This is a genomic window from Bradyrhizobium murdochi (assembly GCF_000472965.1).
Taxonomy (GTDB): Bacteria; Pseudomonadota; Alphaproteobacteria; order Rhizobiales; family Xanthobacteraceae; genus Bradyrhizobium; species Bradyrhizobium murdochi.
In genome coordinates, this window is sequence record NZ_KI421483.1 from 312,049 (window position 1) to 329,492 (window position 17,444).

Here is a 17,444-nt window from a genome sequence, read left to right on the forward strand (position 1 = left end):
TTATCCGGGGAAGCCCACACAGATGCAGTTTGATGACGTTATCCTCGGTCGCCGGAGTATCCGCGGTTACAAACCTGATCCAGTACCCAAGGCGCTGATTGCCGAAATCATTGGTTTGGCGATGCGCGCACCGTCGTCGATGAACACCCAGCCCTGGAATTTCTACGTCATATCAGGCGAACCGCTGGATCGGATCCGCGCCGGCAACACCGAGCGGATGGTGGCGGGCATTCCGCAATCGCGCGAGTTCCGCACTGGTCAGCCCTTTGCGGGCAAGCACCGCGACAGGCAGGTCGGCGTCGCCAAGCAATTATTCTCCGCGATGGGGATCGAGCGCGACAACAAGGACAAGCGCCAGGACTGGGTGCTGCGCGGCTTCCGTCAGTTCGACGCGCCCGTCTGCGTGATCATCACCTATGATCGCGTTCTTGACGACAGCGACGATACGCCCTTCGACTGCGGCGCCGTGGCGACCGCCCTGGTCAACGCGGCCTGGTCGCGCGGGCTGGGCGCCGTGATCAACAGCCAGGGCATCATGCAGTCCCCCGTGGTGCGCGAGCACGCAGGGATCGCCGACGACCAGATCATCATGAAAAGTATCGCGCTGGGCTGGCCGGATGAGACGTTTCCGGCGAATGCGGTGGTGTCGGAGCGGAAGTCCGTCGAGGAGGCTACGGTGTTTGTCGGGTTCGAGAGTTAACGGCGCGCGGGCGGAAGGGCTGGAGGTGCAGCAGTGATCCGCGCGATGGCCCGACATGCACTAGAGCGTTTTCCAGCGAAGTGGGTACCGGTTCGCGTCAAGAAAACGCGTCAAAACAAGAATCGAGAGCCCCGTTCCGATTTAATCGGAACGGGTAAGGCTCTCGTGCTGGCAGCCGCCTTTGCCGCTGCCTTGACGCCGGTCACCTGCCTCGGCGAAGGCAGCAAGCCGTTGCCGGCCAAGGCAATACAGGAGCTGCCGCCCGAGCTGCTCTCGCTGCTCGAACAGAAGAAGATGCCAAAGTATTCACCCATCGTTGTGCGTCTTTTCAAGGAAGAGGCGGAGCTCGAAGTCTGGAAGCAGGACACGACCGGCCGTTTCCAGATCCTCAAGACCTATCCGATCTGCCGGTGGTCGGGTGATCTCGGGCCAAAATTGCGCGAGGGCGACCGTCAGGCTCCGGAAGGGTTTTATACGGTTACACCCGAGTTGATGAATCCCAACTCCAACTTCTATCTGTCGATCAACCTCGGCTACCCCAACAGCTTCGACAAGGCGAACAAGCGCAACGGCAGCTTCCTCATGATCCACGGCGACTGCTGGTCGAGCGGTTGCTATGCCATGACCGACGAACAGATCAGCGAAATCTATTCGCTGGCGCGCGACTCACTCAGCGGCCGGCCGTCGTTCCAGGTCCAGGCCTATCCGTTCCGCCTGACGCCGGAAAATCTGGCGCGGCATCGAAATAGCCCCAACCTGGCCTTCTGGAAAATGCTCAAGGTCGGCAACGACCATTTCGAGACGACGCAACGCGAGCCCAAGGTGGATGTGTGCAACCGCCGCTATGTATTCGATGCGCAGCCTCCGGCGAATTCGCCGCACCCTCTCGTGTTCAACGCGACCGAAAAATGCCCGCCCTTCGTCGTCGATCCCGAAATCGCGCGGCGGGCGCTGGAAAAACAGCGCGCCGACGATCGTGCATACGCGCAATTGGTTGAAGACAATTTTCCGGCTGCCCCGATCTACAGCGGCCTGGACGGCGGAATGAACAAGGCGTTCCTCGCACAGTTTCCGGGCAGGGTGACGCTTGCGAAAGTAATGCCGTATGCGTCCTACCTGCCGCAATTGCCCCCGATCCCCTGGATCGACAACGATGGCTCGTTGACCAGCAAATGGTTTGGCACCTCGTTCTCCAAACCGGTTGTGTGTGATGCGGCTCGTGCCGGATTCCCGTCAGCCCGGTGCTAGGCTCTTGTCGTTACCAGTGACGCCATTTGGCTCGTCAGTTTCATGCGATACTTCGACCTGGAGCAGAAAACCTTGCAACCCCTCGACAACTCGTTTCGGATGTGTCCGGGCTGGACAAAGGCAAGGTGGCGGAGAGAGTGTCAATCAATCTCCATTGAAAGATCAGGAATTTTCGACGTTCTTAGACCAGAACCCACCGTTAGAGCTACGGCCGGAAAATGGGATTTCGTCTTCGACAAAAGCCTGTCCCGCCCAATGACCCGTCATCGACAACAGTGCCATCAAGCGAATAGCGAAGGCCAATTGCCGTCGCACCGCTCAGCCTGATCGCCGTCCGGTGGCGGAATCTGATGGTGGCTTATCCGGGCTCTGCACAGCCCTTCAATTTCCGTCGGCGGGCGACGTCTTGAAAGAGCCATAGCGCGGTTTCGCAGGCGACGTAGCGCGGAGTAGCCGGACCGTCGCCGTTCCTGGACCAGGCCTTCAGCAGGTCGCGCACCGAAGCGTCGTCCGGCCTGGTCGACCGGCTGCGCTCGACCGGTCGGTCCCGTCTGGATGCCGCTGGACGAGTTCAGGACAATGCCCGATGGAGAGCTTATTCCAAAACCGAGCGCCTCCACCACCAGGTCTACGCCCCAGGGCCGGGGCCCGGCGCGCATTGTCTAGACGCAAAGCGAACGCTGATTGGTCGCGCCCACTTTACTTGATAGGTCGTCGCCCGCTCCTCTCGACTGCTGCTCGATAGGCGGGGGCGAGGGTTTCTGCCGCGAACGTGTCCAAGGTGGTCTCAGTCGTGTTTCGTGGCGATCTGGCTTCCTTCGCCCAGACCCGACCTTCATTGAAGCCCCGCGCGGTCTCCATGACAGCATCTGCAAAGCTTGGCGACGCCCCGGCGCCGATCATCCCGGCCCGGCCTTCCTCATAGGACACTTGAATATAGCGGGCATTGGGGAGACCAATGGAGGCGCCAAGAATGCTCACCGCCTCGGCCATGGTGTAGTCGCGCGCACCGTGCAATTCCTGCACGCGAGGGCCGACGTCCGCCGCAACAAGAATTTCTGCTGCGCGAACACCGATATCTTTGGCCGCGATCATCGGCATCGGTTTGTGGCCAGCAAATGCCCACCGGAAATCACCGGTTTGCACCATCTGCGGAACGCCCTGCAGCAGGTTCTCCATGAAGAAGCCGGCCCGCAAATGCGCCAGCTCTCCGATATTCATGGCGTCGAGCCGCTGCTCCATCATCGCGGCGCCTTTCGCGCTGCCGACGATCTTTTCATTTAGATGCGCGCTCAGACCGCTTAGGAGCACCACGCGTGGCACGCCGCTCGCCGCGACGGCCTGGGCCAGCGCGTCCCCAATCTCATCTTCGCCGCGATGCAGATCGGGCGCGGCGCGGTCGAACGGAATCATCAAATAGGCACCGTTCACGCCAGAAAAGGCTTCGCGGAGCTTCTCTCTGTGCTCAAAGGGCAAGCCCAAGCTGCGAGCGACGAGCCGGACCTGATGGCCAAGGCTTTCCAGTGTACTGGCGACGACACGTCCGACACTGCCGGTCGCGCCCACAACAACGAAGGTCTTTTTCCTCGTATTCTCTGTCAAATAGGCCTCCTTTGGTTCGGCTGAGATGCGCCTCGGTCTTGGTATCGCGATTGGATGCCTGCAGAATGCGTGAGGTGTAGGCGATCCCTTTGACCTCCAGCGTCAGCAGCACGCGGCAGGCATAAGGGCTCCCGCTGATCCGGAAGACTTCAAGCGCCGGACGCTCATTACGAGGAGCCTTCATAGGCGTCATGACGCTTGATCCAGTCCACCATGTTGTGGTGTGGGCCATGCTCGTTTCGACCCTTCGGCGTGAGGTCGAGATAGTTGTAGGCGCCGATCAGCAGATCCCCGCCGCGGGCGTAAGACGAGTATGTGTGATAGACTTGTCCCTCGTCGTCCTTGACGAACACGCTAATGCCGGGCGCCTCGCCTTCGGTCTGCCGCTCTCGCTTCTCATAGTTGTAGTAAGTCTGGCCATGCGCGAGATCGGCAAGTGTGAACGACACGCCGAAGTCATGGTTGAAAGTCGAGTCGAAGGACGAGAACCACTCGAACCTCCAGCCCATCCGACTCTTGTAGGCCAGCAGTTTCTCGATGGGGGCGCGGGATATAGCGACCAGGGAAACGTCGTGATGTCTCAAGTGCAGGTTCGCACCGTCGATATGGTCGGCGAGGAACGAGCAGGAGACGCATCCCTCCTCCCATTCGGGCGCGAACATGAAATGATAGACGACGAGCTGCGATCGGCCGGAGAACAGATCCGCAAGGCCCACTCGACCGCTCGCGCCTTCGAACGCGTAAGGCTTCTCGATCTTTACCCATGGCAGGGCGCGCCGCTCGGCGCTGATCCGATCTCGGAGCCGTGAAAGCTCCTTCTCCTTCTCAAGCAACGCCTTCCGAGCAGCTAACCAATCCGCGCGCGACACGATCGCTTCAGGTTTCATCGTTTAGGCTCCCACTTCGCGGCGGGCAAAAGCGCATCCCGCCAACCGCTCTCGTTTAGAGACTGGTTGCATTATGCCGAGTTCGATGTCATAACGCAAGCAGTTTCGTTTTGATATTATTGGGAGCGGCGATGCGGGAGGATCAGCGGTCGGCCTGTCCGATAAGCTTGGCGCTCGAGGTGTTCGGAGATCGATGGTCGCTGCTGATCATTCGAGACATGATCTTTGCTGGTAAGCGTCACTTCAGAGAATTCCTGGCGTCTGACGAGAAGATCTCGACCAGAATCCTGAGCGACCGGCTTGCGTCGCTGGTCTCGCAGGGAGTCCTGACGAAGACAGACGACCCAGCCCACAAGCAGAAGGCGATCTACAGCCTGACAGAAAAGGGGATCGCGCTCCTACCCATCTTGGCTCAGATCGGCTTTTGGGGACAGGAGTACCGTCCCGTCACGGATGAGAGCGCGGCCAATGCAGCTCGCTTAAAGAAAGGCGGCGCAAGCTTATTGAAGCGGATGATGACCGAATTGCGGAGAGTGCATTTGCAGGCCGGTTTATGAAGGCTTCCGCAGCATAGGTGCGAAAGGATTTAGCGCTGCTCTGTTACGGGTCCGAAGACATCGCGGGGACGGCGCCCCGACCATCTGATCCGGCGCAACTGGCCGGCCTCTCTCACAAGAGCACTGTTCTCAAGATCGACCTTCCGATTTGCTCGCCGCAATATCCAAATCTGCGACGGGCACGCGGTCGACCTGTACCGATGGTTCTGTGCGCGGTATCTCGTTGGTGTGGAAGGGTGCAGAAACAAAGGCAAAGCGCAGTTGGCCGTCCAAATCCTGGCCCGCCCACAAGCAATCCGAGGGCCAGGCCCAGGATATGGCGGAGAGAGTGGGATTCGAACCCACGGTACGGTTTCCCGCACACACGCTTTCCAAGCGTGCGCCTTAAGCCACTCGGCCATCTCTCCGGAGGCCCTCTCTTGAAGGGGCAGCACTGATTTTGCAAGGGACGCCGGGCACAGCGGTCAAAATTTCCCCAATTCCTTGAATTTATTTGGCAATTTGGCACGTTCAGCATCGGATGATCCGTGCTTTCCGGACCCTTGAACCGGAATCCGGCCACGATCGACGACCACAGTGGCAACGCAATCGGTGGAGGGCGGCATGATCATCGCGCGGGCGCTTCTGTTCGCTATCCTTTTATCGGCGGTTGCGGGCGCCGCGGCGGGCCCGGCGATGGCGCAGGCCTGCACGCGTCAGGGCGTGGATGTAAGCTGCGATGACGGCCGGCGCGGCATCTTCGCGGGCGACGCCATCGTGTGGGCCGACGGCTCGCGATCGAGGCTGGCCTCGCCGCATCCGAGCGTCATCATCGGCAACAAGTCGTCCGTCGTCATCGGCCCCGGCGTGTTCGCCGGCTCAGGCAAGGGCGGCATGGTGCCGATGGAAAATCCGAGCGCGCCGAACAAGGCGCGCTGCCCGGTGCTGGATGGCGTGTCGTATTGTTATTGAGGGTGCCCCGCTGCCAAACCTCAGGATGAGGCGTGCGTCTCCGGACGATGCTGCGCCCGAGCCTAAAGCATTATAAAATTGGATTTGATCGCGAACACCAGGATGGTGCGCTCCCTCTCCCGCCTGCGGGGGAGGGCTGGGGTGGGGGTGTCTCAGCGGTGAGACTGCCTGAATGGAGATAGCCCCCACCCGGATCGCATCTCCGATGCGATCCGACCTCCCCCGCAAGCGGGAGAGGTGGAGGGCGCCTCTAACCAAAAGTCATCAAGCCCTAATGATATCGCGCGTTGGTGTTGCTGGCGGAACGAAGCGGCCATAGCTGGGGCTCCGCCAGGACAGGCGCCAGTTCGCTGCGATCGAGCTGGCTTTCGCGCAGCGCGTCGGTGAAATCGGCGAACCATTGCTGGATGGTATGGCCGCGCAGCTTCGCCATCATCGCCTCCCAGCGCATCCGCCGTTCGGTAAGCGGCATCGACAGCGCGATCGCAATGGTGCGCGCCATGCCGTCGATGTCGTGCGGATTGACCAACAGCGCAGTGTCGAGTTCGTTGGCGGCGCCGGCGAACTTCGACAGCACGAGCACGCCAGGGTCGACCGGGTTTTGCGCGGCGACATATTCCTTGGCGACGAGATTCATGCCGTCCTGCAGCGGCGTGACCACGCCGACCTGCGCAGTGCGATAGAGGCCGGCCAGCACGGCCTGGCCGTAGCCCTTGTTGAGATAACGGATCGGCGTCCAGTCGACTTCACCGTGAACACCGTTGACGTCGCTGACCAACCTTGCGACCTCGCTCTGCAGATTGCCGTAGGCCTCGATCGCGCCGCGCGACGGCGTTGCGATCTGCAGCAACGACACCGTGCGCGCCAGCGACGGGTGCAAGGTCCACATCCGGTCGAACGCCTTGATGCGGTTGATCAGGCCCTTGGAATAATCCAGCCGGTCAACCCCGATCGCGAGCTTCTCGCCATTCAGACTGCGCCGCAGCCGCGAGACGTCCGGGTGGGTCGACGCCTTCGTTGCCAACTGCGCGAATAGCTGCGGATCGATGCCGATCGGAAATACCGCAGCGCGCGTTCGGCCGTAGCGCGAAATGATGACGCCGTCATGCACGACGAGGCCGAGGTCGGACTGCGCGTAAGCCAGGAAGTTCTCGCAGTCTTCCTCGGTCTGGAAGCCGATCAAATCATAGGCCAGCATCGCCTCGACCAGCTCGCGATGGTGCGGCACGCCTGATATCACCGAACGGGCCGGCCACGGCGTATGGAGAAAGAAGCCGATCGGCTCGGTGACGCGGAGATCGCGCAGCTCGGCGCCGAGTGCGAGGAAATGGTAGTCTTGAATCCAGAACGCGGAATCCGCTTTTCGGAATCGCAACAGCGCGCGCGCCATGAAGGCGTTCACTTCGCGATAGCTGAGATAGTCCTCATGCGACGCGCGGATCAGATCGGCGCGCGAATGCAGCGCCGGCCATAATGCGGAATTCGCAAAACCTTCGTAATAGCCGCCGTAATGCGCGGCCGGCAGGTCCAGCATCGCCAGTGCGCCGGCGCCGAGCGCCTCGATCTCGGCAAATGGTTCCTTCTGGTTCCCGTCGCGGACGCGACCACTGGAACCGACCCAGATAGCGCCCGACTTCTCGACGATCGGCAACAACGCCGCCGCGAGTCCCCCCGTCATGGGTTCGTTGGGTTTTCCGCGCGAAACGCGGTTAGAAACGACGACGAGGTTCACAGGTCCCCTCCCGTTGGTACGCTCGCGTTTAACTGCCGTTCATCAATATGGTTCCTGATCACCCTTTCAACGAATTGAAACCAAATTCGGGCTGCAGCGTGCAGGAACTCACCGGAACTCACGAAAAATAAAATTTGCCGCGAACCTCGGCGTCAAGCGCGAGAATCTGTGTTCGAATCTCGTCGAGACGAAAAACATTATGGCAGTGATGCGTCCCTTTCGTCATCAAGCAGGTGTGTAAGGAATTCCCTGACGTCGCTGGGCGCATCGAAGTGCCCGGCCACGCCTTTGGCACGGCGGCCGACGGAGAAGGCGAGGCCATCGAGGTCCGGCATGATCGCAAAGACGCTCTCGTCGGTAACGTCGTCGCCGATGAAGAACGGACGGCGCCCCTTGAACGGCTCGCGCGTCATCAATTCGCGCACGCCGCTCGCCTTGGTGAAGCCGGAGTGCTTGATCTCGCAGACGCATTTGCCGGGCAACACTTCGATCGGCGCATTGGGCAGATCGGCCCTGATCAGCGACACCGCGGCATAGATCGCCTTCTCGGCATGCGGCGCGAGGCGATAGTGCAGCGCCAGCGAGTAGCCCTTGTCCTCCAGCAATATTCCCGGGCTCAGCTTTGCGATCGCCGCCAGCCGGCGCTTCAACTCCTTGTCCATCGGCGGGGCGTGGGCGGCCACCGCCTCGCTGTCAGGTTCGATCCGCATTTCAGCGCCGTGGCCGCCGACGGCCGGGAATTGATCGGGCGCGAAGATCAGGTCGATATCGTTGAGCGAACGGCCGCTGACCAGCGCAAGCGCGCCGTTGGTCCTGACCAGCAGGCGGTTCAATGTCTTCGCCAACCCTGGCGGCACCCACACTTCGCGCGGTGTCGGCATCAGATCGAGCAGCGTGCCGTCGATGTCGAGCAGGACGGCAGTTTCGCTCAAGTGCGGCACCAACGAGCGCGGCACCGGAACAGTTTCCAGCGCGGCATCGTCTTCGCGGGCGATATCGTCTTCCAATGACATTTCGGCCAGATCCTGATTCATGTCGTCCATCTCATCCTACTCCACACATGCGAGCGGCCGTGCGACAGATTCGAGCGATTTGCGCTCGGCCGCAACCGCGTACCGCCACGCGACAGCGGCGGCTATGATCATCAATGCCGACCCTAACAGGTAGCCGGCGAAAACGGTGTTGCGCGATCCGGTATCGATCAGGGCGCCGAATAGGGCCGGTCCCACCACGCCGCCGATGCCCGTTCCAATCGCGTAAAACAGCGCAATCGCGAGCGCGCGCACTTCCAGCGGAAACGTCTCGCTGACGGTCAGATAGGCCGCACTCGCCGCCGGCGAGGCAAAGAAGAAGATCACCATCCAGGCGATGGTCTGGGTCTGCGCGCTTAAGGCGCCAATCGAGAACAGGTAGCCCGACAGCGCGAGCAACAGGCCGGAAATGCCATAGGTCGCCGCGATCATCGTGCGGCGACCGAGCGTATCGAACAGCCGGCCGAGCAACAACGGCCCGAGGAAATTGCCCGCCGCAAAAGGCAGGATGTACCAGCCGACGTCGTTTGACGGAATACCGAAGAAATCGGTCAGCACCAGCGCGAAGGTGAAGAAGATGGCATTGTAGAAGAACGCCTGCGAGGCCATCAGCACCAGTCCAACCAGCGAACGCTGCCGATAGGTCGTGAACAGCGTTCGCGCCACTTCACCAAGCGGCGTGTGGCTGCGCATCCGCAAGCGGATCTTCGGGAATATTTCGTCGGCCTCATGATCAGGATGTCTCTTCGACGACCTCTCGATGCCGTCGACAATCGCGTGCGCCTCCTCGGGACGACCATGGATCATCAGCCAGCGCGGGCTTTCCGGAATCCACATCCGCATCACGAAAATGACCAGGCCGAGTGCGGCGCCAATGAAGTAGGCCATCCGCCAGCCGAGATCCGGCGCGAGCACGTTGGGATCGAGCAGTACGATGGCGGCGACCGCTCCGACCGCAGCCCCAATCCAGAAACTGCCGTTGATCACCAGGTCGGTCCAGCCGCGGTAGCGCGCCGGCACCAGTTCCTGGATCGTCGAGTTGATCGCGGTATATTCGCCGCCGATGCCCGCCCCGGTCAGGAAACGAAACAGCGCGTAACTCGCGACATTCCACGACAGCGCGGTGGCGGCGGTCGCACTGAGATAGACCGCGAGAGTGATGAAGAACAGTTTCTTGCGCCCGATCCGGTCCGTCAGCCAACCGAAACCGAGGGCGCCGAGCACGGCGCCGGCGAGATAGGCGCTGTTGGCGAGACCAACATCGAAATTCGAAAATTGCAGCGTCGGGCTCTCCTTCAGCGCGCCCGACAAGGCGCCCGCCAGCGTGACTTCCAGCCCGTCGAGAATCCAGGTGATGCCGAGAGCGGCCACGACGCGGGTATGAAAGCCGCCCCAGCGCAGGCAATCGAGCCGCGTGGGTATGCTGGTCTCGATGACGCGAGCATTGCCCTGCTCCAGCGACGTAATGGACGCGCTTTCAGCCACTGCCGCCCCCCGCCATATCGCTTTCACATCCATCGGATTTGGCCAATGAAAAAGCACCCCGGAACGCCCCAGCCCCAGGGTTTTCACGCTCAATTGCGGCAAACTTGATGCCCGCCGTGAAGATAACGCCTCTCGGAGGGTGCGGTTCCTGAGACTTCCGCATGGCGAAATTGCATAGCTGCTGCCGTGCACTATGCGTGCGCGAGGTTTCACGCCGGCCTCTCCACGTCATTGCGAGCGAAGCGAAGCAATCCATCTTTCGGCGCATGAGGTGACAATGGATTGCTTCGCTGCGCTCGCAATGACGTTGAAGTACCGCAGCTCACAACGACTGTCATACCCGCGAAGGCGGTATTCAGCACGCACGACTGAATACGACTTCGCGTTCTCGCGACGCATCAAGGGAACCGAATAATCGGGCGACCGTTTTCGGCAAAACAGCAATGGAGGTCGAACATGGCCGAACGGCGAAAAACCACACCACGGAAGACCGCAGCCCGGAAGAGCAGCCGCACGACAACGGCGAAGAAATCATCACCGAAACGGTGGTCGCAACGCGTGACACAGGAGAGCGACGCGCTCGATCTGAAGCGCGGCGTCTTCAAGCAGACCAGCGCGAAGAAGATCGCGGCATCGCTCAAGCGCTCCGCCGAGCACAGTACGCGCCGCAAGTCAGGCGCCTATCGCTCGGCGCTTTCGATGCTGACCTTCTACATCAACCGCGCCGGCAAGACGTTGCCGAAAACACAGCGCGCGCGGCTGGAGCGCGCGAAGGTGGAGCTGAAGCACCAGTTCGGGAGGGAGTAGTTTCGCGTCGTCCCTGCGAAAGCAGGGACCCATACGCCGCGGCCGCCGTAAGGGCACGCGGTGGACAGCTTTGCCTCAACGACTCCGAGCGGTGATTATGGGCCCCTGCGTTCGCAGGGGCGACGATGACGATAGAGAGTGGCGACGGCTACGCCGCCCGGATATTCGCCATGAAGCGGTCGAGCTCTTCGCGAAGGCGCGTGCTTTCGCTGGATAGCGTGCGGGCCGAATTCAGTACTTCCTCGGACGCCGATCCGGTTTCGGTCGCGCCGCGATTGACGTGCATGACGTTGGCGGCTGCCTCCTGCGTGCCTTCCGCGACGTTCTGGACGCTGCGCGCAATTTCCTGCGTTGCCGCGCTCTGCTGCTCGACGGCGCTGGCGATCGTCGCGGCGATGTCGGAGATCCGGCCGATGGTGCCGCCGATCTCCTTGATCGCGGCGACCGATTCCTGCGTCGCGCCCTGCATGCCCGAGATGTGATTGGAAATCTCGTCGGTCGCCTTCGCCGTCTGGCTGGCGAGCGATTTGACTTCGGACGCAACCACGGCAAAGCCGCGGCCGGCATCGCCTGCGCGGGCGGCCTCGATGGTGGCGTTCAGTGCCAAAAGGTTGGTCTGCTCGGCAATCGCCGTGATCAGCTTGACCACGTCGCCGATCTCCTGCGCGGCACGCGACAGCCTGCCGATCCGCCCGTCGGTCTGTTCGGCCTGACGCACGGCGGCTTCCGCAATCTGGCTGGATTCCTTGACGCGGCGCCCGATCTCGTCGACGGAAGCCGACAGTTCCTCGGTCGCGGATGCCACCGACTGCATGTTGGTGGAGGCTTCTTCCGAGGCGCCGGCGACCTGGCTCGAGAGGCTCTGGGTGGTTTCCGCCGTCCGCGTCAGTTTGCCGGCAGCGGATTCGAGCTGCACGGCCGAGGACGACACGTTGGAAACGATGGCGCCGACCGCGGCTTCGAATTCGTCGGCGAAGCGAATGAGTTCGGCGCGGCGCGCAGCACTCGCCGCCTTGTTCTGCGCTTCCTGGGTGGCGGCGTCGCGCTCGGCCCGGGCGATCGCCTGCACCTTGAACTCCTCGACCGCGCTGGCCATCTCGCCCAGTTCGTCCTTGCGGCCGAGGCCGGGCAGCACGACTTCGAAATTGCCGGCGGCGAGTTCGCGCATCGCGTTGCACATCACAATCATCGGCCGGGAAATACCTTTGCCGAGGAAGAAGGCCCAGACACAGCCGAGCAGAAAGCCGCCGGCGGCAAGGATCAGGATCAGCCGCTCGGTCTCGCCGATGGTCGCATCCGACTCGGCTTCGAGCCGCTTCTGATCGGCCAAGAGGTCCGACTTCATGGCGCCCGAGCCCTTGTTGATGGCGGCGGCCGATTCCGTCATTTCCAACGTCAGCTCGTCGATCTCCTTGGAATTGTCGACCAGCTTGGCGAGCGACTTCTGGTACTCCTCCAGCATGCCGGAGATTTCCTTGATCCCCTCGCGGATCTTTTCGTTGTTCGACGAAATCGCCTTGAGCGCGTTCTCGACGAATTTCAGGCGCGCCATTGCGCTGGCAGCGACCGTCTTGTCCGAATTGACCACGAACGTATTGGCAAGCGCAGTGACCGCCTGAAACTGCTCGGTCACCTTCTTCGCGCCGAGAGTGATGACAGGCATTTCGTCATCCTCGGCATTGCTCGGAAGATCGTCCAGCTTGTAGCGCAGCGAGTTGCCGGTGCGGGTGAGCTGGTTCTGCGTGATGCGCGCGCTCTCGTCCTTGACCTTGACGATGTCGGCGAAAATCTTGGTGAAGGCGCGGAACTCCCGCTCCAATTTCGCGACCTGCTCGAGCCGCGTCGGATTGGTGGTCCCCTTCATCGAGGCAATGATTGCGTCCTTCAGGCCGGCTTCGGCGGCCAGCGCCGCCTTGCCGTCCTCTTCTTTTCCGGTCGCCACGAAATAGCGCGCGAGCGAGCGGTAGGAAATCAGCTCACGGTCGATGTCGCGCGACAGGTCGGCCTCCAGCACGCTGCGCCGGTAGGACTCCACGCCGGCCGAAACCCGCTCGAACCCGAGATAGGCAAACCCCATGCTGGCGGCCGAAATCGCCAGCACGACGGCAAAGCCGAGCATGATCTTGGCGCGGAACCGCAGGGTCGGGAGCTTGAAAGACGAGCCGCCACGCTTCAGAAATCGCACGTCACCCCCCGTTTTCGTTCTGAAAAACAGGCATCGGAGGCCCAGCCCCCGATCCGGTGCGCAAAGTTAAGGCAGAATGGATAAGGGCGGGTAAATCTAGGCAAAACTTGCGAGGGGGCCAGGCTTACCCTCCCCTGGAGGGTCGACGCTCATGTAATGAGCGGCGGGGTGGGGTGACGGTCTCTCCACACCCAACAGTACCCGAGTGGAGAGATCACCCCACCCCGTCTCACATTTCGCTACGCTCCATGTGAGCCGACCCTCCCCCTCCAGGGGAGGGTAAGAAAAATTCGCGTCGAGAGTCTTCGGCACGCGCACGCTTCTCGCCAATGTCATCACAATGACAGCGCCGACCAAAATCCTAGTTGCAAGTTCCTTCGCCGCTGTTTCTAATTGGAATAATTATAAAACATCGGGAGGTACCACGCGTGTCTACAGTCAAGCTGACGGTAAACGGCAAGGCCGTCTCGGCCGAGGTCGAAGACCGGACCCTTCTCGTCCATCTCCTTCGCGACCATTTGAACCTGACCGGCACGCATGTCGGCTGCGACACCAGCCAGTGCGGCGCCTGCGTTGTCCATATCGACGGCCGGGCGGTGAAATCCTGCACCGTGCTGGCCGGCCAGGCCGCCGGCTCCAACGTGACCACCATCGAGGGCATCGCCAAGGGCGACGAACTGCACCCGATGCAGGCTGCTTTCCGTGACAATCACGGCCTTCAGTGCGGTTACTGCACCCCGGGCATGATTATGTCGGCGATCGATATTGTGCACCGCCATAGCGGCAATCTCGACGAGGCGACCGTTCGGCACGAGCTGGAAGGCAATATCTGCCGCTGCACCGGCTACCACAACATCGTCAAGGCGGTGCTCGACGCGGCTGGGCGCATGAAGGTCGCGCAGGCGGCAGAATAGCCGCCGCAGGCCAACATTTTTCGAATTCAACTCCGCGTTTCGCTGGAAATCGCGGAAACAACAATTCCGGTCGGGAGGACACAATGGGCGTTGAAGGCATTGGCGCAAGCGTCGTGCGCAAGGAAGACCGCCGCTTCATCACAGGCAAGGGCCGCTACGTCGACGATATCAAGCTGGTGGGCATGACCCACGCACACTTCATCCGCAGCCCGCATGCACATGCCAAGATCAAGAGTATCGATACGTCAGAGGCGATGAAGATGCCGGGCGTGGTCGGCGTGCTGACCGGCCAGCAGGTCGTCGACGACAAGATCGGTAATCTGATCTGCGGCTGGGCCATTACCTCCAAGGACGGCACCGGCATGAAGATGGGTGCATGGCCGGCGATGGCGCCGGAGACCGTGCGCTTCGTCGGCCAGGCGGTCGCGGTGGTGATCGCCGAGACCAAGAACCAGGCTCGCGACGCGGCTGAAGCCGTGGTCGTCAACTATGAGGAATTGCCTGCCGTTCCTGACATTCGCGCCGCGATCGCGCCGGGCGCGCCGCAACTGCATCCGGAAGCGCCGGGCAATGTGATCTACGACTGGACCATTGGCGATGAAGCCGCGACCGATGCCGCCTTCAAATCGGCAGCCAACGTCGTCTCGCTCGACATCACCAACAATCGCCTGGTGCCGAACGCGATGGAGCCGCGTGCGGCGATCGCGGAATATAACGAGCCCGAAGAGCATTTCACGCTCTACACGACCTCGCAGAATCCGCATGTCGCCCGGCTTGTGCTGTCGGCGTTCTACAATATCGCGCAGGAGCACAAGCTGCGGGTGGTGGCGCCCGACGTCGGCGGCGGCTTTGGCTCAAAAATCTTCATCTACCCCGAGGAGATGGTGGCGCTGTGGGCCTCCAAGAAGGTCGGGCGTCCGGTAAAGTGGACCGGCGACCGCACCGAAGCCTTCCTGACCGACGCCCATGGCCGCGATCACCTCACCAAGGCGGAGATGGCGTTCGACAAGGACAACAAGGTCACCGGCTTGCGCGTCAAGACCTACGCCAATCTCGGCGGCTACATGTCGCTGTTCTCCTCCTCGGTGCCGACCTACCTCTATGCGACGCTGCTGTCGGGCCAGTACAACATTCCCAACATCTTCGCCGAGGTGATCAGCGTCTACACCAACACTGTTCCGGTCGACGCCTATCGCGGCGCAGGCCGGCCCGAGGCAAGTTTTGTGGTGGAACGGCTGATGGAGACGGCCGCGCGGCAGTTGAAGGTCGATCCAGCGGAGTTGCGGAAGAAGAATTTCATCACGCAGTTTCCGCATCAGACGCCTGTGATCATGGCCTATGACATCGGCGACTTCCACGCCTCGCTAGATGCAGCGATGAAGGCGATCGATTACGCCGGTTTCCCGGCACGCAAGGCGAAGGCCAAATCCGAAGGCAAGCTGCGCGGGATCGGCATCTCCTGCTACATCGAGGCCTGCGGCATTGCGCCGTCAAAGGCGGTCGGCAGCCTCGGCGCCGGCGTCGGCTTATGGGAATCAGCGGAAGTGCGCGTCAATCCCGTCGGCACCATCGAGATCCTGACGGGATCGCACAGCCACGGCCAGGGCCACGAGACCACGTTCTGCCAGCTCATTGCCGATCGGCTCGGCGTGCCCATCAGCCAGGTCCAGATCGTCCATGGCGATACCGACAAGGTGCAGTTCGGTATGGGTACCTACGGCTCGCGCTCGGCGGCCGTCGGTCTCACCGCGATCCTGAAGGCAATGGAAAAGGTCGAGGCGAAAGCCAAGAAGATCGCAGCGCACCAGCTCGAGGCCTCCGAGAACGACATCGTCATCGAGAACGGCGAGTTCAAAGTCGCCGGCACCGACAAGTCGCTGGCGCTGCCGATGGTCGCGCTCGCGGCCTACACCGCGCACAATTTGCCTGACGGCATGGAGCCGGGCCTGAAGGAGGGCGCGTTCTACGACCCGACCAACTTCACCTTCCCGGCCGGCGCCTATATCTGCGAAATGGAAGTCGATGCCGGCACCGGAAAAAGCACCTTCGTCAACTTCGTGGCGGCGGACGATTTCGGCCGGCTGATCAATCCGATGATCGTCGAGGGCCAGGTCCATGGCGGCCTTGCCCAAGGCATCGGCCAGGCGCTGCTGGAGGGCGTGGTGTACGACTCATCCGGCCAGCTCGTGACCGCGTCGTTCATGGATTACACCATGCCGCGCGCGGATGACCTGCCCTCCTTCAAGCTGTCGCACACGACGACGCTATGTCCGGGCAATCCGCTCGGCGTCAAGGGCTGCGGCGAGGCGGGCGCGATCGGCGCTTCGGCTGCCGTTATCAACGCCATCACGGATGCAATCGACAACAACAAGCTCGAAATGCCAGCGACGCCCGATCGCGTCTGGCATGCGATCCATGGCTGAGAGGAGCAAGCATCATGTATCAGACAACCTATCACCGCCCCTCTTCGGTCGACGAAGCCGCAAGCCTGTTCGCCAAGGGTTCGGATGCGAAATATCTGGCCGGCGGCCACACGCTGATCCCGGTGATGAAACAGCGGCTGGCCTCGCCCTCGGACGTCATCGATCTTTGCAAGATCAAGGAGCTGGTCGGCATCGAGCCAACCGGGGACGGAATAATGATCAAGGCGGCGACGACCCATTCCGACGTGGCCTCAAGCGAAACCGTGCAAAAGGCGATCCCGGCATTGGCTTACCTCGCCTCGCTGATCGGCGACCCGGCGGTGCGGCATCGCGGCACCATCGGCGGCTCGCTCGCCAACAACGATCCCGCGGCCGACTATCCGGCGGCGGTGCTGGCGTGCGGGGCCACCGTGAAGACCAACAAGCGTTCGATATCGGCGGATGATTTCTTCAAGGGCCTGTTCTCGACGGCGCTGGAAGATGGCGAAATCATCACTGCGGTATCGTTCCCGGTTCAGGACAAAGCGGGCTACGCGAAGTTCAACCATCCGGCGTCGCGCTTCGCCCTGACCGGCGTGTTCGTCGCAAAAACCCCGGCGGGTGACGTCCGCGCCGCAGCCACCGGCGCATCGCAAAACGGCGTCATGCGGGTGCCGGCGATCGAGGCGGCGCTGAAGGCCAACTGGTCGGCCGCCGCGCTCGATAACGTCAACATTTCCGCCGACGGCCTGATGAATGACATTCACGGCACCTCGGACTATCGCGCCAACCTGGTTAAGGTGATGGCGCAGCGCGCAGTGACCGCGGCGAGCTGATCAGCGCCTGAACGCGCGACTTTGATATTGAGCGGCGCGCAGTGATGCGCGCCGCTCTGTTTTTGACCAGATTTTCAGCAAAAGAGGGCTTGCCACGCTCTCGCTTC

The 17,444-nt window shown here is 61.8% G+C and carries 13 protein-coding genes, 1 tRNA gene and 1 pseudogene; 8 read left to right on the forward strand and 7 right to left on the reverse strand.

What is annotated here, in order from left to right; all coding sequences use genetic code 11:
• Positions 1 to 22 precede the first annotated feature (22 nt).
• Entirely contained in the window at positions 23 to 700 is a 678-nt protein-coding gene (locus YUO_RS0139145) for a nitroreductase (protein ID WP_028351980.1), read from the forward strand.
• A 165-nt stretch (positions 701 to 865) separates the two neighbouring features.
• Positions 866 to 1,948 carry a L,D-transpeptidase family protein gene (locus YUO_RS0139150; RefSeq protein ID WP_235782973.1) on the forward strand — a complete coding sequence of 361 codons (1,083 nt, stop codon included), beginning with the start codon at positions 866 to 868 and terminating at the stop codon, positions 1,946 to 1,948.
• Between the two features lie 699 nt (positions 1,949 to 2,647).
• On the opposite strand, the gene YUO_RS0139155 is transcribed toward YUO_RS0139150, so the two are convergent.
• Together YUO_RS0139155 and YUO_RS0139160 are read right to left on the reverse strand one after the other, a co-directional pair.
• Positions 2,648 to 3,550, reverse strand: a complete 903-nt coding sequence (locus YUO_RS0139155) for an NmrA family NAD(P)-binding protein (RefSeq protein WP_028351982.1) — start codon at positions 3,548 to 3,550, stop codon at positions 2,648 to 2,650.
• 167 nt (positions 3,551 to 3,717) lie between these two features.
• Positions 3,718 to 4,437, reverse strand: a complete 720-nt coding sequence (locus YUO_RS0139160) for a DUF899 domain-containing protein (RefSeq protein WP_028351983.1) — start codon at positions 4,435 to 4,437, stop codon at positions 3,718 to 3,720.
• Positions 4,438 to 4,568: 131 nt separating this feature from the next.
• Between YUO_RS0139160 and YUO_RS43530 the strand changes: the two are divergent.
• Positions 4,569 to 4,979, forward strand: a pseudogene (locus tag YUO_RS43530) (winged helix-turn-helix transcriptional regulator); the annotation flags it as partial.
• Between the two features lie 332 nt (positions 4,980 to 5,311).
• Here the strand turns inward: YUO_RS43530 and YUO_RS0139170 are convergent.
• A tRNA-Ser gene (locus YUO_RS0139170) sits at positions 5,312 to 5,401 on the reverse strand.
• Positions 5,402 to 5,597: 196 nt separating this feature from the next.
• On the opposite strand from YUO_RS0139170, the gene YUO_RS0139175 reads away from it, so the two are divergent.
• Complete coding sequence (locus tag YUO_RS0139175) at positions 5,598 to 5,945, forward strand: hypothetical protein (protein WP_028351984.1); 348 nt, start codon at positions 5,598 to 5,600, stop codon at positions 5,943 to 5,945.
• A 271-nt stretch (positions 5,946 to 6,216) separates the two neighbouring features.
• Here the strand turns inward: YUO_RS0139175 and YUO_RS0139180 are convergent, their stop codons facing one another.
• From YUO_RS0139180 to YUO_RS0139190, 3 genes are all read right to left on the reverse strand, one after another.
• Positions 6,217 to 7,677 carry a trehalose-6-phosphate synthase gene (locus YUO_RS0139180; RefSeq protein WP_028351985.1) on the reverse strand — a complete coding sequence of 487 codons (1,461 nt, stop codon included), beginning with the start codon at positions 7,675 to 7,677 and terminating at the stop codon, positions 6,217 to 6,219.
• Between the two features lie 197 nt (positions 7,678 to 7,874).
• Positions 7,875 to 8,711, reverse strand: coding sequence for a trehalose-phosphatase (gene otsB / locus YUO_RS0139185; RefSeq protein ID WP_028351986.1), 837 nt, complete (start codon positions 8,709 to 8,711; stop codon positions 7,875 to 7,877).
• 15 nt (positions 8,712 to 8,726) lie between these two features.
• On the reverse strand, positions 8,727 to 10,226 hold the full coding sequence (locus YUO_RS0139190; protein WP_035728643.1) for an MFS transporter: 1,500 nt from the start codon (positions 10,224 to 10,226) through the stop codon (positions 8,727 to 8,729).
• A 423-nt stretch (positions 10,227 to 10,649) separates the two neighbouring features.
• On the opposite strand from YUO_RS0139190, the gene YUO_RS0139195 reads away from it, so the two are divergent.
• Positions 10,650 to 11,000: a DUF3175 domain-containing protein gene (locus tag YUO_RS0139195; protein WP_051379888.1), complete on the forward strand. Its 351-nt coding sequence runs from the start codon at positions 10,650 to 10,652 to the stop codon at positions 10,998 to 11,000.
• A gap of 148 nt (positions 11,001 to 11,148) precedes the next feature.
• Here YUO_RS0139195 and YUO_RS0139200 read toward each other — a convergent pair whose 3' ends face one another.
• A complete protein-coding gene (locus tag YUO_RS0139200) occupies positions 11,149 to 13,119 on the reverse strand; it encodes a methyl-accepting chemotaxis protein (protein WP_083754912.1) in 1,971 nt (656 codons plus the stop codon).
• A gap of 494 nt (positions 13,120 to 13,613) precedes the next feature.
• Between YUO_RS0139200 and YUO_RS0139205 the strand changes: the two genes are divergently transcribed.
• The 3 genes from YUO_RS0139205 (at position 13,614) to YUO_RS0139215 (ending at position 17,337) form a co-directional block, all read left to right on the forward strand.
• The gene (locus YUO_RS0139205; protein WP_028351990.1) at positions 13,614 to 14,099 is read left to right on the forward strand and encodes a (2Fe-2S)-binding protein; all 486 of its coding nucleotides are present in this window, start codon (positions 13,614 to 13,616) and stop codon (positions 14,097 to 14,099) included.
• Positions 14,100 to 14,182: 83 nt separating this feature from the next.
• Complete coding sequence (locus YUO_RS0139210; protein WP_028351991.1) at positions 14,183 to 16,522, forward strand: xanthine dehydrogenase family protein molybdopterin-binding subunit; 2,340 nt, start codon at positions 14,183 to 14,185, stop codon at positions 16,520 to 16,522.
• A 14-nt stretch (positions 16,523 to 16,536) separates the two neighbouring features.
• Positions 16,537 to 17,337 carry an FAD binding domain-containing protein gene (locus YUO_RS0139215; RefSeq protein WP_028351992.1) on the forward strand — a complete coding sequence of 267 codons (801 nt, stop codon included), beginning with the start codon at positions 16,537 to 16,539 and terminating at the stop codon, positions 17,335 to 17,337.
• Positions 17,338 to 17,444: the final 107 nt, after the last annotated feature.